The 18,230-nt window shown below is 49.4% G+C and carries 17 protein-coding genes; 4 read left to right on the forward strand and 13 right to left on the reverse strand.

Annotated elements, in window-relative coordinates; genetic code table 11:
• Positions 1-10: 10 nt before the first annotated feature.
• The 13 genes from J4G07_08480 to tatA form a co-directional block, all read right to left on the reverse strand.
• Entirely contained in the window at positions 11-1,648 is a 1,638-nt protein-coding gene (locus tag J4G07_08480; protein ID MCE2414025.1) for a xylulose kinase, read from the reverse strand.
• Positions 1,649-1,685: 37 nt separating this feature from the next.
• A complete protein-coding gene (gene trxB / locus J4G07_08485; GenBank protein ID MCE2414026.1) occupies positions 1,686-2,648 on the reverse strand; it encodes a thioredoxin-disulfide reductase in 963 nt (320 codons plus the stop codon).
• 89 nt (positions 2,649-2,737) lie between these two features.
• Positions 2,738-4,933 (reverse strand): hypothetical protein, encoded by a 2,196-nt coding sequence (locus J4G07_08490; GenBank protein ID MCE2414027.1) that lies wholly within the window; start codon positions 4,931-4,933, stop codon positions 2,738-2,740.
• A gap of 218 nt (positions 4,934-5,151) precedes the next feature.
• On the reverse strand, positions 5,152-5,943 hold the full coding sequence (locus J4G07_08495; GenBank protein ID MCE2414028.1) for an Ldh family oxidoreductase: 792 nt from the start codon (positions 5,941-5,943) through the stop codon (positions 5,152-5,154).
• The gene (locus J4G07_08500) at positions 5,940-6,104 is read right to left on the reverse strand and encodes a hypothetical protein (GenBank protein MCE2414029.1); all 165 of its coding nucleotides are present in this window, start codon (positions 6,102-6,104) and stop codon (positions 5,940-5,942) included. The genes J4G07_08495 and J4G07_08500 overlap by 4 nt, the downstream gene beginning before the upstream one ends.
• A gap of 110 nt (positions 6,105-6,214) precedes the next feature.
• The gene (locus J4G07_08505; GenBank protein ID MCE2414030.1) at positions 6,215-7,051 is read right to left on the reverse strand and encodes a methyltransferase domain-containing protein; all 837 of its coding nucleotides are present in this window, start codon (positions 7,049-7,051) and stop codon (positions 6,215-6,217) included.
• Positions 7,048-7,884, reverse strand: coding sequence for a methyltransferase domain-containing protein (locus J4G07_08510; protein ID MCE2414031.1), 837 nt, complete (start codon positions 7,882-7,884; stop codon positions 7,048-7,050). The genes J4G07_08505 and J4G07_08510 overlap by 4 nt, the downstream gene beginning before the upstream one ends.
• 93 nt (positions 7,885-7,977) lie before the next feature.
• Positions 7,978-8,379 (reverse strand): cupin domain-containing protein, encoded by a 402-nt coding sequence (locus J4G07_08515; GenBank protein MCE2414032.1) that lies wholly within the window; start codon positions 8,377-8,379, stop codon positions 7,978-7,980.
• A gap of 76 nt (positions 8,380-8,455) precedes the next feature.
• Positions 8,456-9,229, reverse strand: coding sequence for a LamG domain-containing protein (locus J4G07_08520; protein MCE2414033.1), 774 nt, complete (start codon positions 9,227-9,229; stop codon positions 8,456-8,458).
• A 50-nt stretch (positions 9,230-9,279) separates the two neighbouring features.
• Positions 9,280-10,932, reverse strand: coding sequence for a CRTAC1 family protein (locus J4G07_08525; protein MCE2414034.1), 1,653 nt, complete (start codon positions 10,930-10,932; stop codon positions 9,280-9,282).
• Between the two features lie 24 nt (positions 10,933-10,956).
• Complete coding sequence (locus tag J4G07_08530) at positions 10,957-12,321, reverse strand: tetratricopeptide repeat protein (protein MCE2414035.1); 1,365 nt, start codon at positions 12,319-12,321, stop codon at positions 10,957-10,959.
• Positions 12,299-12,619, reverse strand: coding sequence for a carboxymuconolactone decarboxylase family protein (locus J4G07_08535; protein MCE2414036.1), 321 nt, complete (start codon positions 12,617-12,619; stop codon positions 12,299-12,301). Before J4G07_08535 ends, J4G07_08530 begins: the two co-directional genes overlap by 23 nt.
• A 104-nt stretch (positions 12,620-12,723) precedes the next feature.
• Positions 12,724-12,936 (reverse strand): twin-arginine translocase TatA/TatE family subunit, encoded by a 213-nt coding sequence (gene tatA / locus J4G07_08540; protein ID MCE2414037.1) that lies wholly within the window; start codon positions 12,934-12,936, stop codon positions 12,724-12,726.
• Between the two features lie 409 nt (positions 12,937-13,345).
• On the opposite strand from tatA, the gene J4G07_08545 reads away from it, so the two are divergent.
• The 4 genes from J4G07_08545 to J4G07_08560 all read left to right on the forward strand — a co-directional run bounded on the left by J4G07_08545 (position 13,346) and on the right by J4G07_08560 (position 18,060).
• Entirely contained in the window at positions 13,346-13,894 is a 549-nt protein-coding gene (locus J4G07_08545; GenBank protein MCE2414038.1) for a hypothetical protein, read from the forward strand.
• 125 nt (positions 13,895-14,019) lie between these two features.
• Positions 14,020-15,606: a phosphoglycerate dehydrogenase gene (serA, locus tag J4G07_08550; GenBank protein ID MCE2414039.1), complete on the forward strand. Its 1,587-nt coding sequence runs from the start codon at positions 14,020-14,022 to the stop codon at positions 15,604-15,606.
• Positions 15,607-15,749: 143 nt separating this feature from the next.
• Complete coding sequence (locus tag J4G07_08555; GenBank protein MCE2414040.1) at positions 15,750-17,156, forward strand: hypothetical protein; 1,407 nt, start codon at positions 15,750-15,752, stop codon at positions 17,154-17,156.
• A 55-nt stretch (positions 17,157-17,211) separates the two neighbouring features.
• Complete coding sequence (locus J4G07_08560; GenBank protein ID MCE2414041.1) at positions 17,212-18,060, forward strand: phytanoyl-CoA dioxygenase family protein; 849 nt, start codon at positions 17,212-17,214, stop codon at positions 18,058-18,060.
• Positions 18,061-18,230 lie beyond the last annotated feature (170 nt).

The raw sequence follows: 18,230 nt of genomic DNA on the forward strand, positions 1-18,230 counted from the left end.
TGGTTGACTGCTAATATTCTTCCATAATTTTTTCGTATTTTTCCCGAAACTGCTGGAGGTATTTACCTTCACCATGATAGGCAGCAATGTCTGCAGGGTGCGGTTGGATCGGTTCACCGCGCTTTAAGACGGCAGCACTGAACGCCTCAACATCAAAAGGCTGTGCCTCCATACCGGAATCCGCATCAAAAAGTGCCTTGACACCTGCAACAGCCGCACCGAGTGCGGCACCACCTTTCTCTACCGGAAGCGTCGGTCTGTTCCAGATTCCAGCGACACGTCGCATGATTTCAGGACTTTCTGTTGCACCGCCTGTTACATACAACGGTTCCTGTGTCTGTTTTGTGAAGACGGTAGAGTAGATGTAAACCGCGGCGAGGCTCGTTTCAATAATACCCGCATAGTCTTCCGCTAATGTCGATTGTGCGGTGGCGTGGATTAACGCAAACGCCCCGGAGACAGGGAAAGACTCCGTCTTCGGTTGCCAAAACGTCATAAACTGTCCGGGGGTAACGGTCTGCAACGCCGCTTCCGCAGGCGCGTATTCCTCTTTCGCCAAGCCGTAATGACTCCTCACGGCATCCCATACCATCGCACCGTTCGTGCGACATCCAAACATAAAGGGACGGTTGATACCGTCATACATCGCGTTAGCAAATCCCTCTGGATCAAGTGTATCACCGTCGGTTGATACCATATTGACGAAACTGGTTCCAAGGCTCAGTAAATCTCCCGCAACAGGCACCTTTGACTGTGGGTTGTCCCCAGAACCGGCGATCACCGCGCAACGACCATCGAAGCCATATTTCTCTATGTAATACGCCGCGAGACTCCCCACAATGGAATCTGGACGTGTGAGCGCGGGCAATTTCGATTGGAGTGCTTCCACACCGCCCGGTAAGCCATCAGCGGTTGCAGTCAACAGGGCGGAATCCCACACCTTGCCTCGGTAGTTCATGAGCGACATCCCACATCCGTTTCCATAATCTATAGGCACGTCGGCATTACCTGTCAGCACTGCTGGAATGAAACTGCTAATCAATTGGACTTTTGCTGTCGCGGCATAGCATTCGGGGAATTGTTCTCCGACACGGCGCACAACGGCACCTGTGAAGCGGAGCGGCGCGTCCGAACCAGATAGGTCAATCATCTCCGATTTTCCGCCGACCCCGTTTCGGACAGCATCGGTTTGTGAAGTCGTGTTCGCGGTCATCCAGATGGGTGCATTCGGATACGCAAATGCATCTTTTAGCAGGATTTGTAAGTCGCGAGTATCTTCATTAAAGTTCTGGAAACTTGCGAGTTGCGCCAAAATCGCATCTGCATCTCGGTTCAAATAGACATGCCCGTGTTGCTGTCCTGATGTGTTGATGAGGAGGATGTTCTCAAGTGGCACGCCTGCCTCGCGCATGTCAGCAAACAGCGCGTCAAGTGAGGCGAGATACATCAGCGGTGGCTGTTCGGCTTCACCTTCCTCTCTCGGTGGCAAGATATAATCCTCTCCGATACCGAATTGGTTGAGACGGGTATCGGCGCGATAATCAAGCGAATGCTCAAAGCATTTTTCCGCTGTGTCTATGTCAATGACGACAGCAGATAGGCTTTGTGTGCTTGAATCTAAACCGAGAGCGAGTTTTTCTCTTGGCACAAGTTTCTCCTATACATCCGGCAATCAAGGATTGCGTTTAATTCCCCGGATAGGCGCGGTTTTCTAATTCTGCGATGAATTTCTCAGCGGCGATAGCGGCTGCGGCACCGGCACCCGCAGCGGTGATCGCTTGACGGAAGACATGGTCATGCACATCACCGGCTGCATAAACACCGTTTATGTTCGTGCGCTGCATTTCATCCACAATGATATACCCTTGCTCGTCCATATTTATGACATCTGTAAAGAGCTCTGTGTTCGGAATATGTCCAATAAAGATGAATACACCGTCAATCGGGAAGGGTTGCGTTTCACCGGTTTTAACGTTTTTGAGGGTGGCACCAGTAACTTTTTCTCCATCGCCATTGATCTCCTCAACGACGGTGTCCCAGATAAACTTAATTTTATCGTTTTTGAAGGCACGTTCCTGCATAATTTGGCTCGCGCGGAGCTGATCGCGGCGGTGGACGATATACACCTCAGAGGCGTACTTGGTTAGGAAAATGCCCTCCTCCAACGCAGCGTCCCCGCCACCAACGACAACGAGCCGTTGATCTTGGAAGAAGAACCCATCACACGTCGCGCAGTAGGAGACACCGCGTCCGCCATATTCCTCTTCACCCGGAATATCGAGCGTGCGCGGTGAAGCACCTGTCGCGATAATCACGGATTTCGCACGGTATTCTTTCTCGTAGGTGGTGACGGCGAATGGGTGTTGCGAAAAATCAACCGCTGTTACGGTGTCAAATTTGACTTGGGTGCCGAACCGCTCCGCCTGCTCTTGCATACCTTGTATAAAAACTCCCGCCTCGTTACCGAAGAAGCCGGGATAGTTTTCCAAGTCAAGTGTTAAAGAGAGTTGTCCGCCGAGTGCCTCTCCTGTAATCAGGATAGGTTCAAGCATCGCACGTGACGTATAGACACCTGCGGAAAACCCAGCGGTGCCACCGCCAATAATCACGATATTTCGATCTTCTATGTTGTTTGTATGAGTATCCATAATTTTAATTTTGTGCTAAGCGTTAAACGACACTGTTAGTTTCATAAGGATTTTCGATGAGTTCCACAGTAAGAGCAAACGGAGGCACGTCAATTATCCATCACTTCTCGAACCTCACGGGCGGCATCCCACTCCCATAAAAGGATCGTGCCATCACGTCCAGCACTCACGAGTGTTTTGCCATCTGGTGAAAATAGCAATGTGTCCACCAGTGCTGTATGCCCGTCGAGGGTCGTCAGTTGGTCACCCGTTTCTAAATCCCAGAGTTCTATTCTGCTGCCAAATGATGCCACCAGCACTGTCCGATCCGGTGAAAACACTAATCGTCTCGCCCCGCGCGGTATCTCCTTGAGACCGATCTGTCTATGCCGTCCGAGCAGACGTGTGCCTCTGTAACTACCGATAGCAAGTAATCCCTTATCCGCAACGTATGCGAGTGCGGTAATAGCATCTCGAAACGAGATACTGTTCCCATCGATCATCGATGCTGGATCGTCTCCTTCAAGGAAGGGTGCCAACGGGACTCCTGTCTCTGCATCCCACATCTGAACCTGTCCATTCATTGCCCCGCTGATCAGTTTCTTTCCGTCTGGCGTGAATACCACGGCACTGACTTCCGTGGCGAGGTGATGAAGCCCGTGGAACGGTAATCCGAGCGGTAATTCTTCATTACCGTTTTCATGGACAGGAACATTTTCGGTGAGCGGGATATCCAGAAAAACGTCCTTGTCTGTAATAGTTGTGTTCCACACGCGTATGTTCCCGGAACCCCCTAAGGCGATCCTTTTCCCATCTGGAGAAAACGCTAATTTCGTATCCCTCGGCGCATGTCCTTGTCGACTTGTGAAAGTCGCGAGTTGATCTCCTGTTTTGACATCCGTTAGGACCACTTGGTTCTCGCCCATGTGCGTCATTGTAGAAAGCGATTCACCCGTACCCGGGTAAAAATATATCCTACCCGTTGCGGAGATACTTGCGAGTTTTGTGCCGTCCGGCGAAAAGGATGCTCCTGATAACATGTCCCCACGTTCTGGGATCTCGATATCCGTTCTTTCCAAGGTTGTCAGATTCCAAAGTGTAATTATTCCGTTAAACGCAACACTCGCAAGCCTCGAACCGTCCGCCAAGAATGACACGGCTTTCACCGACTCCGTGTGTCCTGTAATATGCAAGGGTAAGGCTTCCTGCGTCTCTGTGCTCCAGAACCGAACCGTGCCGTCTACACTGCCACTCGCCAATATCCGACTGTCTGGTGAAAACCTTAAAGCAACGATACCACTGAGATGTCCCTGAAACGTCCCGAGCAAGGCACCGCTCGTCGTGTCCCATACATGGACTGCCGTATCCGTATCACCACTGGCGAGCATGCGACCATCAGGAGAGAACGCCAACGCATTTATCCAACCTATATGCTGTTGCAGCACAACCGGTGCCTCGGTCCCCGCGGTATCCCATAAACGCACCGTTGTGTCTTTACTGCCACTGGCGAGTCGCGTACCGTCGGGTGAAAATGCTAAAGCCAGCACCTGCCTGCTCCTATCCACCGGCAATGGAGGGTGTCCATGCCCACCTCTAGGCACTTGATCTTGTACTAGCGGTCCCGGGACCGGCATTGGTGCGTCTCCATCTGTAAAAGACGTTCCTTTCTCGCCGGTAGTTGTATTCCACAATGTAATCGTTCCGTTCTCTCCACCAACCGCAATTTTATCATGTGTGAGCGCGTAACTCTCATACCCCCGCCGACCGCGCATCCGTTCCACGGATCTGCCTTCTATAGCCGTAACACCTCGCTTCCCAGTTTCAACATTTAATCTGTTGATCGCGCTTCCCCATCTATCCAAACCGATAAGCATTTTGCCAGCTGAAGAAAAACGTATATCCCTCCCAGCGTAAAGACCGTCCAGGCGTGAGACCTCCTCGTGTGTCGCTGTGTCCCATACTTTGAGCGTATGTTCACGAGACCTGCCGCCTCCATTGGCAAGATAGCGTCCGTCCGGCGAAAATGCCACCGATTGACACATCCCTCGGAACATAGCGATCTCTTTTCCTGTCGCCATATCGTAAAGCCAGACCCCGATGTTACTACCCACCGCGAATTGTGTGCCGTCAGGTGAAAACGCGAGCGTATTAATCCCGCCTTTCCCCAAACGCGCTTTCACCGCTTTTGGGAGTCCCCATTTCGATACATTTTCTGCACCTACGTCGGCTTCCACATCAGCATCACTAACGCCACCTAATATGAGCAACACAATGAAAATGCCAGCAGTACCGACGATCATTCGCATAATATTCCTCTAATCTACCCGTCTCTTTTTGAGGAGGTTCTCTTCGTGGGAGGGGTTTTCAACCTCGAGGCATTCCGTGCTTGTAAGCGAGCTGTTAATCCGAAGAAATCTCCTAAGATAGCTATCAGCAAGAGGAAACCTTTGTTAAACGATATCCTCTTAACTGACTGCTGAAAGGATTTTTGAAAAAAATCCGACCTGACTGCTGACTACTTTATTTAAAATGGAAGCCGAATGCCAACGCGTTCAGCAACTATTTTCAACTGTTCCTGATGTTCTTCGCCAACGGGGATACCGATTTCAGCCCATTCCTGTTCGCGCTCCCACTCTAAACCGCCAGGTAGGTCGGATCGGTCATAACCGGGTGCGGGTTGCATTTGTCGTGCGTCTTGGATATGTTGATCGATCTCTGCTTTATACTCGTCAATCAGTCGGAATCGGGAAATGTCAATCGCGGCAATGAATGCCCCTTGATTGGCACCCTCCCAGATTTTTGGCGGATCCGGTGGTTTATCGAACAGCCAGATGCCCGCCATAAATCCACCGAGGGCATGACTCACATGGCTCAGTCCCAACATCTTGAAAAACGCGGCGGGAGTCTGTTCAAACGCCTCTTCCAAGGGGAGTTTGGCATCAATGCCGGTTGCCATATCGACAACGATAGGGGGCTGATCACCCGCAGGTATCGCGAAACTCATCGGCGAGGCTCCCGTCGCAGTGGCAATCGGAGCGTTCGGACCGTGTCGAAAACGGTGGCAGGAGACCGCAAATCCAGCGCAATCTGCTTCCAATGCAAGCCGTGTGTACTTGCCTGCACTCCCAAAGTGGAAGTGGTTCCGACTCGTCGCGGCACCGAGTCCCATCTCTTTGGCTTTTTTGACCGCTGCTTTTGCCGCATGATACGAGGCAAAATGTCCCATACCGCCATCGCCGTCGTAGACCTCCGTTGTCGGAGATTCATCGATGCATCGGACGTTTGGACGTGGATTTACTTTGCCGTCAAGCATCATCCCGACATATCCGGGTGTTTGGCGCGTGCCATGACTGAATACGCCGCGTAGATCGGCGCAGCGTCTTCTTCCGAGGTGCCTGCCTTCTGGAAAGCTTCACTGACGAAGCCTCTCATTGCATCTGGCATCACGCGGATAAATTCTTTCGGTACTACATTCATTTTTTTAATTATGCGCTAAGCGTTAACGGACAGTATTGGTTTCGCAAGGGCTTTCGATTCGGTTCTGCAAGCCGCCGTTGTTGGCTTACTGAGGGCATTCTTAAGACCTTTCATTCTCGGCTTGTGACTTTGCCGAAACGCGGAATTCCATCAACAATCCGATAGGACTGTTCGCACATTTTGCAATGGAGACTGTGTTCTTCCCACGTAATGTCGCCTTTACACTGCGGACAGACGAGAATTTCTTGCAATGTTTTCGTCTGGCGACGTTGGTTTCCTTTTGTCAAAAGCGATTTTACACGGGAAACGATGCTTCGCGGCACTGCACTTTTGAGAAACAGTAACCATTCATTATGTCTCGGAACATTACTATCTGATGCGACAAGCCTGTCAAGCGTATCGTGGCAATCCAAATCCAGTGCTGACTCATGTTCGAGAAGTATTTTATAGTCTATTTCATCTTCCCATTCGTACTGGACCAGGAAGAGGTTATGGTGTGTAATATGAAACTGCTTCCAATGCTTATCTGTTACCGCCAATCTGTGGAAAAGCTGCCCAAATTGGGAATTTTTTTCATTCTTCCGTAGCATCAAACAGCCATCAACCAAGTTGACGACCCAGTGGTGATAGTGCCATCCATAGATTCGCTCACCTATTTCAGATGGCGTTTCAATGTAGCCTCGGCATGCGACACGCATGAGTTCGGAGATGAATCGCCTCGGATCTTCAACGTGTTCCAACACATGCGAGCAGATGACATAGTCAAACGCCCGATCTGTGAACGGCAGGAACTCCCCATCCGCTTCCACCATCGGACGATCGGTAACGATTGCACCGCCGCGTTGTTCGTCATCCCCTATAAATTTATCACATAAGACATCCGCGCGTGCTTTCGGATTATGACCGCTCCCTATCTCTAAGACAAAATCGTCTGCGCGAATGTTCATTTTTCGACAACCATGGTGATATAAGGACTCAGGTGCGGAAACGCGCTGGCGATAATTCTACCTTTTATCCCAAAGCCAACGGCTTTCTTGACGATCGTGCACCCGTGCAACCGGAAAAATTGCGCGAGATCAATAGGGCTTGCATAATAAGCACTGTCGGCATCTCCACCGATTGCATCCGCCTGTAAGTCGGGTTCACGGTAAATGAAGTTCGGTGATTTTGACGAGAACCGCTTCTTTACACAAAGTCCACAGTTACGCATAAACTGTTGCAACGCTTGCTGCTTCGTTTCACCCCAGACGGGTCTGCCGGGTTTGCCAGACATCAGGTTCAGCCAATCAAAGAACGGGATTAAAGGGGAGCAAAGATTTGGACCCGAAAGCACAATTCTGCCGCCCTGGCACACAACCCGCATCATTTCGGTTAACGCCGTTTCTACATCGGGCAGATGTTCAATTAATTCGTTTGAACAGATGACATCGAAGGACTCGCTTTCAAAGGGGAGTTCCATCACGTCGCAAACCTGATAGCGGAGACTCGGATTTTCCCATGCTTGCGCGCCTTCAAGAAAGAGTGGAGAGATGTCGGTTCCGACAACATCAAAATCCGCCTGATTGAGCAGCCGCGCTGAAATACCGTTCCCGCATCCGAGGTCAAGTACCTTGGCACGAGGCGGTGCGTAGCGGATCACCAATTCTACGTAGTGTCGGAGATAAACTTCATCGTGTGCCGCGAGAAGTCCTTTGTAGGTTTCCGATGTCTCGTAGAACTCACGCATTCGGTCGCGAATTGACAACGATGTTTCAGGTGCTGACGTTCCAAGCATAGTCATCCAAGGCTCTCCGTGTGCCATTGAAAGAGGACGAGGTTACAAACCTCGTCAGCGGAGGAAGGTGTTTGTTAAACCTCAAATAAGGCTAACGGGTTACGAGCGGAGCGTATTCCACGGTGTCTGATCGTAAACATCAATAAGCTGATACCCCTCTTCACCTTTGCTGGGGCTGAGGGTAACAAACAACTTCGCTGACGCAGAGGAAACGTTAAAAGAGGCGTGCACCATGTCCGCTGGAATGAATACAGAATCTCCTGCGTTGAGCGTCTGCTTCTTATCTTCAAGCCACTGCTCTACACTACCCTCTATAACGTAAATTACCTCTTCTTGGTCGGGATGTTTATGGAAATCGTGTCCATATCCGGGGGAAAGGCTGACTTCCATAGCGACAATGTCTTTCCCACCTGTACTTTCTGGGCGACTGAGCCAACCGATTGTTCCCCAGTCGAGTTCGTCTCGTTCTACGTCTGCTGACGCAATAAATTTTCCGTTCATAACGCTATACACTCTCCTTTTCTTGTTATAAAGAGAGTGCGCGCTGAGAGATTCAAAGCGCGCACTCGGACGCATTTTATCGCTGTGAGGTCTTCAGATGTCCCCAAGTTGTAGCCAGTTTTTGGCGCGGATCAACGGCGAAAAGCTCGAAATGACCGCTCTCCATCTGTTCAATAACCTCTTCCTCACTGAGGGCGCGGTTCCAAATACGAACCTCGTCAATCAGACCGAGGAACTCGCGTTGTCCCTCGTGCGTTTTCCCGACGAGGACCTCCGCAGTATCGGCTTTACCCGGGGGAGGTGGCTTTCCGCCGAATTCACCGACATTTTCGCCGTTTATCCAATAACGATGTGTACCATCATCCACTTGGGCAACGACGTGTTGCCACTCCTCAAGAGCGACCTTCCCGTTACAAACACTTCCCGAGCCGCCAACGCTCAGATGCAGACATTCGCTGGGGAATTCAGTGTAGAAACTGTAGGAACGTGGTCCGTTACTCTTCGCAACGATGCCCTGCCACCGTTGTCCGCCTGGTCCCTGGTGGCGTTCGGTATTAATCCAAGCCATGACAGTGACGCTCTCATCAACAGTAAGGATCTCTTCATGTGGGACCACAACCCAGTCGCTTTCACCGTTGAGTTGTAGTGCCTTTCCGAATTTGCCCTCAACATGCTTCGGGTCGCCTACGATTTCTCCATCGTTCCCATAGAGTGAATGATCAATAGCAGTTTCGCCATCAATTTCATCGAAAGAGAAATAAAGGATCATCGAATCCTCTGGTTCGTTTAACGCGTAGGCAAAAGATGCCGTAAACGCGACAAGTGTTAGCATTATAAATAGGGTTTTCATTTTTCCTCCGTGGAAAACCTGCCTTAAGCAGGCGTATTTTTTAAAATTGACTAACGTATCGGAACGATCTGACTCCCTTCAACCGCCAGAAACCTACGATTGACGGGGAGGTGTGTCTCCCGGTCAATGAGTCCGCTGACCGCTTTACCAACGCCAAAATGGGCGCATAGGTCGTGGAAGGAGAGATAACTCCCGCCACTCTGTACCTCCCAATATTGGACGTGTGTTCCCGTGACGACTTTAATCTTGGCACCAATCCCAGAGCGGTTGCTTTTTTCTCCGACGACTTGGATCTGTATCCAATTGTTTCGATTCCCGACTGCGTTTTGGAGTAGATCTGGTCGTTGGTTGCAATTGGTAACAAGGATATCAAGGTCACCGTCGTTGTCGTAATCGCCGATAGCCGCACCACGACTCACCTTTTCCAGTGCCAAGCCATCCGTCTCTGATATGACAGTGGCGAATCTGCCATCGCCTAAATTCCTGAACAACAGATTCCTCTGCGGATAGGTCACATGCTTCTCAAGCCGGTTGATGTTGTCCATCAAATGCCCATTGGCGACAAAGAGGTCTTGGTATCCATCGTTGTCGTAATCAAAAAACTTGATACCCCATCCCAGATAGCCGTGTGTTACTTCTGCGATCCCTGATGTAATCGTATTGTCGGTAAAAAAGGTGCCATCATGATTATGATAAACGGTATTAGTTTCCGTCTGGTAGTTGCTGACGGTAAGGTCGAGCCACCCGTCGTTGTCATAGTCCCCGAAATCGGTACCCATACCGGCTTCCTCTTTACCCATATCATTATAGCACACACCTGAAATTAATGCAACTTCCGAAAAATTACGCAAAAAATTGTCGCTACCGTTGTTTTGAAACAAAAAGTTTGGATCCTGATCGTTCGCGACGTAAAGGTCGGTATCGCCATCGGCATCGTAATCGGCGAACGCTACACCTAACCCGTGCTGCGGAATTAGATTCGAGGGTCGGAACAATGCCGACACATCGGTGAAGGTCCCATCTCCATTATTCTTGTAGAAGGTATCGTGAACCGCTGGATACGCGTGCGGACCGCAATAAACGTGAACCCCGCGTTCTTCACACCGAATGTCGTTCTCTGGCGTATACGCGGCGTAATTCGCTACATAGAGGTCCAAGTGTCCATCGTTATCAACATCAGCAAACGCACAACTGGTGCCCCAGTTTGAATTGCCAATTTGGGCGTGTGTCGTCACATCTGTGAAGGTTCCGTCGCCATTATTCCGATAGAGTTGATCTTCACCGAAGTTGGTAACGTATAAATCTATGTCGCCATCGTTATCGTAATCACCGACAGCGGCACCAGTGCCGTAGGCACGACTTCCGACACCCGCCTTGGCGGTGACATCTGTGAAGGTTCCATCACCATTGTTTCTGTAGAGAACATTATGTGGTGTTTGACCTTGTTCGTTCTCCGTCTGAACCGCGCCATTGACGAGATAGATGTCGAGATCGCCGTCGCCATCATAATCGAAAAAGCCACCGCCGGATCCGAGAAACTCATTAAAGAGTCGCAACCCGCTTCTGCCGTCGGTATGCTGAAAGGTTATCCCCGCCGATTCCGTGACATCGACAAAAATCGGTTCTGCAAGCGCGATTGTGCAATATTGGAAACTTATAAGTGTGAATGCCAAAAGAAGATAGACGGATGGGATTCTATTCAAGTTGCTTTTCGGCATAAGGAATAATTAAAAACGCTTCTGCAAGTGTTCTAAGTTTTGTAATGCCTTCCGAGCGTCGCCATCGTCAGGTGCGATTTCTGTGATGTGTCGATAGACCTCTATCGCTTTCTGAAGATGCCCTTGTTTCGTGTAAATTTCGGCTAATCCATGATATGCCAAAGTAAGACCAGGCATCTTCTTTATAGCGGCTTGCAGATGTGATTCTGCCTTGTCAAACGCCTTCAGTGTGGTATAGAGCCACCCTAACCGAACATGCGCTTCCACAGCGTTTGGATTGAGTTCAATGACTTTTAGGAAGAACGGAATGGCGCGCTGGGGCATGTTGAGATCCATGTAGAGTCGCCCCAGTTTATCGTATCCAGTCGCCAACGCTGGACTCAGCCGAATCAGGCTTTGGTATGTCGTAATTGCCGCGGAGATGTGTTTGTGTGCCAGATGGACTTTCGCCAATTCAAGCCGAAGCGGCGTGTTCATTGGATCTTCTGCCAAAGCACCTTCAAGTGCGTAAGTCCGATCGTAATAGGTTTTCATTTGCTGGAACAGCTTGAGGTGTTCCGCCGCCGCGGCGGTATCACCAAGAAGTCGGTAAGCCTTCGCCAGATTGTAATAGGCACTCTGAACATAAGGTTTTCTCTTGATTGCCTGCTGATAATGTTCCACCGCTTGTTGCGGCTTCTGTTGCATGAGCGCGATTAAACCGAGCCATTCGTAGACTTCAGCGAAATTAGGATTGTGTGCGAGGGTCTGTTTGAAGGAAGAGAGTGCAGCGTCAAATTTCGCCTGATGTGTGTAGATGTAACCGAGACGATAATGCGGATCCGCATCCGTGGGATACCTCTGAACGGCTTCTTTGGCGTGCTGCTCGGCGATGTCCAATTTGCTCTGCTTGCAATAGATTTCCGACAACGCGAGGTGTGTTAACCCATAAATCCGCTCTGCTGTCAGCGCGTTTTTTGAATCTGTGATTGTGGCGTTTTGGGAACCTGTAAGTTGCGCCTCATTTAATAGCAAGTTTTGGCTTGCAAGCTGCGCCAAAAGGGTGTTAAATGTCTGAATCGCTAATTCCAATTCATCTTGCAATTTATAGACATTTGCCAGTTGGAAAAGCGCGTTCACATCTGTCGGATCGCGTGATAAAAACGATTTAAAGGTATCCACCGCTTGTGGATAGAGTCGAAGTTTGACATATTCAACGCCCTGCTGAAACGTTGCTGTCGTTTCGGGCCTGCTAACAGATGGCGTGAGACATAAGAGGATAGCCGTGAGGATTAATACCCGATACGTGCACTTTCCAAGCGTCAGGAAACGGCATTCATATCCGGTGTCGCTGTTGATTTCCTCGATTGAATTACGACTGTTTATCCACAACATCTTGTATCCAAGATAATGCCGCCATACTCGAAGACCAGCCGATAGAGGTCACGGCGAGTAGAGCTACCTGTTGTAACTCCTCAGGCGTAATGCCTTCTCGAAGGGCGCGCCGTGTATGGGAGTGGACTGCGCCTTCAGACTTCGCGCCTATCGCCAATGCAAGTTTAACAAGCCTCACGGTTTTCGGTTCAAGAGGACCAGCGGTCCCACACGCTTCACCCAATGCCTGATATGCTTTCCAAACATCGGGATATTCGTCAATCACATTCTGAAGAAAATCGGGTAATTTATCTGTCATTGTTAGTTGTCAGCTGTCGGTTGTTAGTTAAGAGTATAGAAGTCGCGATCGCGGCGTTTGCTCCTACAAGCCAAATGAGAACGTAGCGGAGGATTCGATGCGTTCTATCCAGTTTTCTCTTTTGGCGGTATTCCATTCTCTTGGTGTGCTTGTCCTGTCGATTCGGTTTCCTCTGTCTGTTCCTCATTGAGTCCTGCTTTAAAGTTCGTAACGCTCTTACCGAGTCCTCGCGCCAACTCAGGTAGACGTTTCCCTCCAAATATGAGTAACACGACAGCCAAAACAATCAATAATTCCCATGGACCAAGGCCTAACATATTTATGCCTCCATGTTTTTCGTAGTTCGTGCGCTGTGCGGATGCACGATGGATATTAGCGTATATATTACCACGTTGAAAAAAATATGTCCAATAGTTTTTAGTCCTCAACTGTCAGTTGTCAATTGGAGAGAGCACATCGTGAGAATTAAAAATCTCTGGAAAGGTTCTGCTTTCATCTTGATCTATTTTTACTGTTGTGTTATTGTATCAGGTATTAGGGCTATTCAGTTTTCGATTTTCTGTTGATTCTGTGGGATAAATAGCGACTGAGAGGTCGCTCCTACAGATCGAGATTCTACTTGGAAATCTGTTAGACCCACCTATCATTACCAAAGAGGTGCTTTTTGCTCCCATTGATGCACTTCGCGCTGCATTACATGAACCATCACCACCATTGGAAAAAGACTTGGAACCTCCTTTTCAAGCATCCACTATCCGTCGCTTGGTGCCGAACCCTGTAGATGAGAAAGTGATTGCAATACGGGAAGGGAAACTGAGTCCACTGGCACTAAAACGCCCGTCTCCGGTGCTATGTAAGTCCGAAAGTGGGGATTCGTCACGAGCGATTTCCACTGTGCATGTTATCGAACATGACGAAAAAACAGGCTGTCTTTTCGCGGTTGATGATGTGGGAAACTATCTAACGTTTCTCGAAATTCGTATATCGAAAGACCTATTGGATGCGTGGAGTATTGAGCAACAACAGGTTGCTTTAGGGAACTTTGCAAAAGCTTTACTGAACGCTTTAGAGAGCAAAAGCGAACTTTATGAAATCCCTACCAGACGGGTCCGAATGATAGGGCAGGCATTTGAGAGGCAGGAGGAAACACTTATTGCGGCAATTCAAGGACATCCGGGAGCTGTAAAAAATGAACTCAAGCGTCTCGTTGATTCAGGTGAGATTGTAAAGGCTGGACGGGCTGTGTACGCGCTCCCAGAGACAGAGACGCGATAGTCCTGAAGGAAAATGCCGGGTTATTGACAGGAAGTTTCTGACATGCTATAATTTAAGGATACCCTTGCAAGTGGAATACTACAAACAGCCGTTTTAACGCGATACGGGTGGAGGATTTTAGACGTATGAACAAGGTGCTGGTCAGCGACCTGCTGTCACAGCGAGGTTTAGATGTTTTGGCGGAGAGTGGTGATTATGAGGTGGATGTTAACCTCAACCTCTCTCATGAAGAACTCCTGGACCGGATTGCTGACTACCATGCCCTACTTATCAGAAGCGCAACGAAGGTAACTGCGGATGTTATTGACAACGCAAAGCGGCTACAGGTCGTTGGGCGCGCCGGGGTCGGTGTGGATAATATTGATGTGCAAGCCGCAACGCGAAACGGTATCTTAGTTGTCAACACACCAACAGGGAATACGATCGCAGCAGCAGAACATACGATTGCGCTGCTATTGGCATTGGCGCGTAACATCGTCCCTGCTGGGATTTCACTCCGAAACAGAACATGGAAACGCAACGATTTCATTGGGGTTGAGTTATACGGGAAGGTTTTTGGCACGATTGGACTCGGACGGATCGGACGAGAGGTGGCTCGACGCGCACAGGCTTTCGGGATGAAAATCATCGCCTACGATCCGTATATTTCAGCGAGTGCCGCGGAAAAAATCGGCATTCGGATTGTTGACCGGGAAACGCTCTTTCAAGAATCCGATTATATCTCCGTCCATACGCATCTCAACGCCGAAACGTATCATAGTGTCGGTGAGTCGGAGTTCACATTGATGAAGTCAAGTTGCCGCCTGATTAACTGTGCTCGTGGTGGTATTATTGATGAGAATGCCCTCTATCACGCCTTAAAAAATGGACAACTCGCCGGTGCTGCACTTGACGTTTTTGAAAGCGAACCGGCAACCGAAACCCCACTGCTGGACTTAGAAAATGTACTGGCGCTCCCACATCTCGGGGCGTCTACATCGGAAGCACAGGAACATGTCGCTGTCGAGGTAGCACAGCAGGTAATGAACGCGCTCCGCGGACAGCCCGTCGCGAATGCGGTAAATCAACCCAAAATTGACCCGAGGACACTCGATATTTTGGGCCCTTACTTAGAACTTGCCGAAAAGATTGGCAGCTTTCACGTGCAAATTGTTGAAGGACAGATCTCCGCGATTAAAATCCATTACAACGGCGCGCTCTTCCAGAAAGAAGACGTTACACCGATAACTGTCGCTTTACAGAAAGGGCTTTTGACACCTGTACTCACGGACGTAAATTATGTAAACGCGCCGTTTCTGATTAAGCAACGCGGCATAGCTGTTACAGAGACCAAGAGCGAGGCAGACGCAGATTTTGCCAACTCTATCGCGATTACGGTCACAACCGATAAAGGCGAAGCAATCATCGAGGGGACTGCTTTCGGCAAAAAAGACCTCCGCATCGTCCGAATAGATCAACTTCATATCAACGTGAGACCGACCGGTTATATCCTTCTCATCTACAATAGCGATCAGCCCGGAATGATAGGGTTAATGGGAACGATTCTCGGAGAGCACGGTATCAACATCGCCGATATGACTGTCGGACGTTCGCGCGTATCGGAACTTGCTGTAACGCTCATCAACGTGGATACGCCTGTGCCTCGGCACGTCTTGCAAACCATTGCTGAACAAAAGAAGATTGACTTTGTTAAGCAGGTCTTCCTGGCATAACCAAATGGCACGGAATAATTAAAGATTCTTTGTAGTATCGAAAACCAGGTCTCCCGTAATGAAATGGAGGGCGGATTTAAGGAACGTACTTGATACTTCAGACGCACGTTGTTTAACCGCAAGGAATAATTAAAAAATTAAAATTGGATGCGAAACAGAAATGTCTATTTATTAATGACGAAATTCCGAAGGCGAAACTATTTGAGGCAGAAAAACGGGAAATCCATCCCGATTGCAATACTTCTTGGCGTATCTCACCAGAGCCGTTCTGGATTTCCGAATCAGATTTGAGATGGTTTGAGGAACTCGGAACGCATCTTTTAAATTTCTATCGCGCCTGTAATCTACTCTATTCCCAAAGCGTGCGGGGTATTCAACCCGGTTGGGTGGCTGAGTACTTGGAACTCGGTAAACCTGAATCCGTTATCCAATATGGACGGATGAACCGTTTTAAGAGCCAACTCCCAGGTGTGCTGCGTCCCGACATTCTCCCTACTGGTAACGGTATGGCGATTACCGAACTCGACTCGATTCCTGGATTTATTGGGGGGACAGGGTGCTTAGCACAGCTCTACGCACAACTCGGCTATCGCATCATAGGTGGCAGCGACGGGATGGTGGACGGATATGCCGAAATGATCCGTGCCTTGGCGAAGAAGGATAACCCTACACTCGCAATCGTTGTGTCGGATGAATCGGAAGATTATTGGGCGGAGATGGTATGGCTCGCCGCAGCACTTTGTGAAGCGGGGCTGGAGACCCGGACCGTCAAACCGCACGAGGTAATTTTTACTGAAGATGGACTACTCGTCGAAACGATAGAAGGTAAGATGGAAGTTGATGTGCTCTATCGCTTCTATGAACTGTTTGATTTACCCAATATCCCGAAAGTGGAGTTAATGCTTTACAGTGCGAAGAAACGCACTCTTGTGATGACACCACCGCCGAAATCCTATTTGGAAGAAAAATTGTGTCTCGCGCTTTTCCATCATCCGACGCTCCAACCGTTTTGGAAACGCCACCTCGGTAAAAAAACCTACCCGTTCCTACAACAAGCTATTCCAGAGACATGGGTTATCGACGCTCGTCCCTTACCACCGCATGCTGTAATTCCCAATTTGGAGGTGGATGGAAACGTCGTAACAGACTGGCGGCAACTCGGTGCTGTGACGCAAAAACAACGGGAATTGGTCATTAAACCGTCAGGATTTTCTGAACTCGCATGGGGGAGTCGCGGCGTAGCGATCGGACACGATCTTCCTACGGAAGAGTGGGAAGCCGTCATCGAAAACAGTCTTGAGAATTTCGAGAAAAACCCGCACGTTCTCCAGAAATTCCACACTGCCGAACGGGTCCGGATGCAGTATTACGATTTCGACGCTGGTGATGTCCAAGAGATGGCATGCCGCCCGCTTCTTCGTCCATACTATTTCGTCGTCGGCGACACGGTAAGACTCGGAGGCATGCAAGCCGCAGTCTGTCCAGCCGACAAGAAAATTCTACACGGCATGGTGGATTCTATTATTGTGCCCTGCGCAGAAAGGCAATAAGAATAGCAATCAGCAGTCAGCGGTCAGCAGACAGTAAAGAAAGGTAGTTTTAGTCATGCAATTAAATGAGAAGCAAATCGCGGAATTCCGAAACAATGGATATCTTGCCATTGAAGGGTTTTTCGATCTCATTGAGGCGAAGGCACTCCGACTGGAATTGGAACGCATCTACGACACTGAACTCAAAAACGGAACGGGTATCAATTGCGCGGTGCAAACAGACGGGACCAAGCGAGATAATGCGGGTGAACGACAAAACCTACAGGTAATTCCCCTCAACAACCGAAGCGATTTGCACAAAGCGTTGCCCTTTCATCCGAAGGTCATCTCCGCTGTCCAGCATCTTATCGGAGATGAATTCATGTTAGAACTGGATCAAGCGTTTTGGAAACCGCCTAAAGTCGGTATCGGCACGAGTTGGCATCAAGATAACGCCTATTTCAAAATTGCCGACCCGTTACGGGGCACTGCGATGTGGATTGCTATTCACGATGCAAACGTTGAGAACGGGTGCATGCACGTCATACCGGGCAGCCACCGAGAGAGTTACGAACACTATCGCGATCCACAGAGTGACCACCATATTCGGTGTGATCCGCCCGAAGAACGTGCCGTCCCGATCGAGTTAAAGGCGGGTGGTGTGCTTTTCTTCTGTTACGGCGTAGCACATTGCACAAAATCGAACCTCACCGATAAGGAGCGCGCCGGCGTTGCCCTTCATTTCCTCCACAACGACTTTGGTGGTAGGGAACTTTGGGAAAATAACAACACCACCAAACCGATGCTTCGCGGTCCCCTTGCAACCGGCGGAGAAGCCGAGTTCGGCGAGAAATTTGAAGGCAGATGGGAAGAACTCATGAACGCCGTGCTCGCGTCTGATTATAGTAAGCCTAAAAATATGTAGAAAGTTTTCAACAAACAAGCACCCCATCACCGCTGGCGAGGGTGTTTTTGATAGGGGTATTTGCTTGGGTGTTTCTGTGGATTTCCCCTATTAGTTTGTCAACGTTATTTTGACTTTTTGTAGGTGTTTTTGATTGGGTATTTCCTGCAGGTAGAACGGAGTGAAACCCG

This window comes from Candidatus Poribacteria bacterium (assembly GCA_021295715.1).
Taxonomy (GTDB): Bacteria; Poribacteria; WGA-4E; order WGA-4E; family WGA-3G; genus WGA-3G.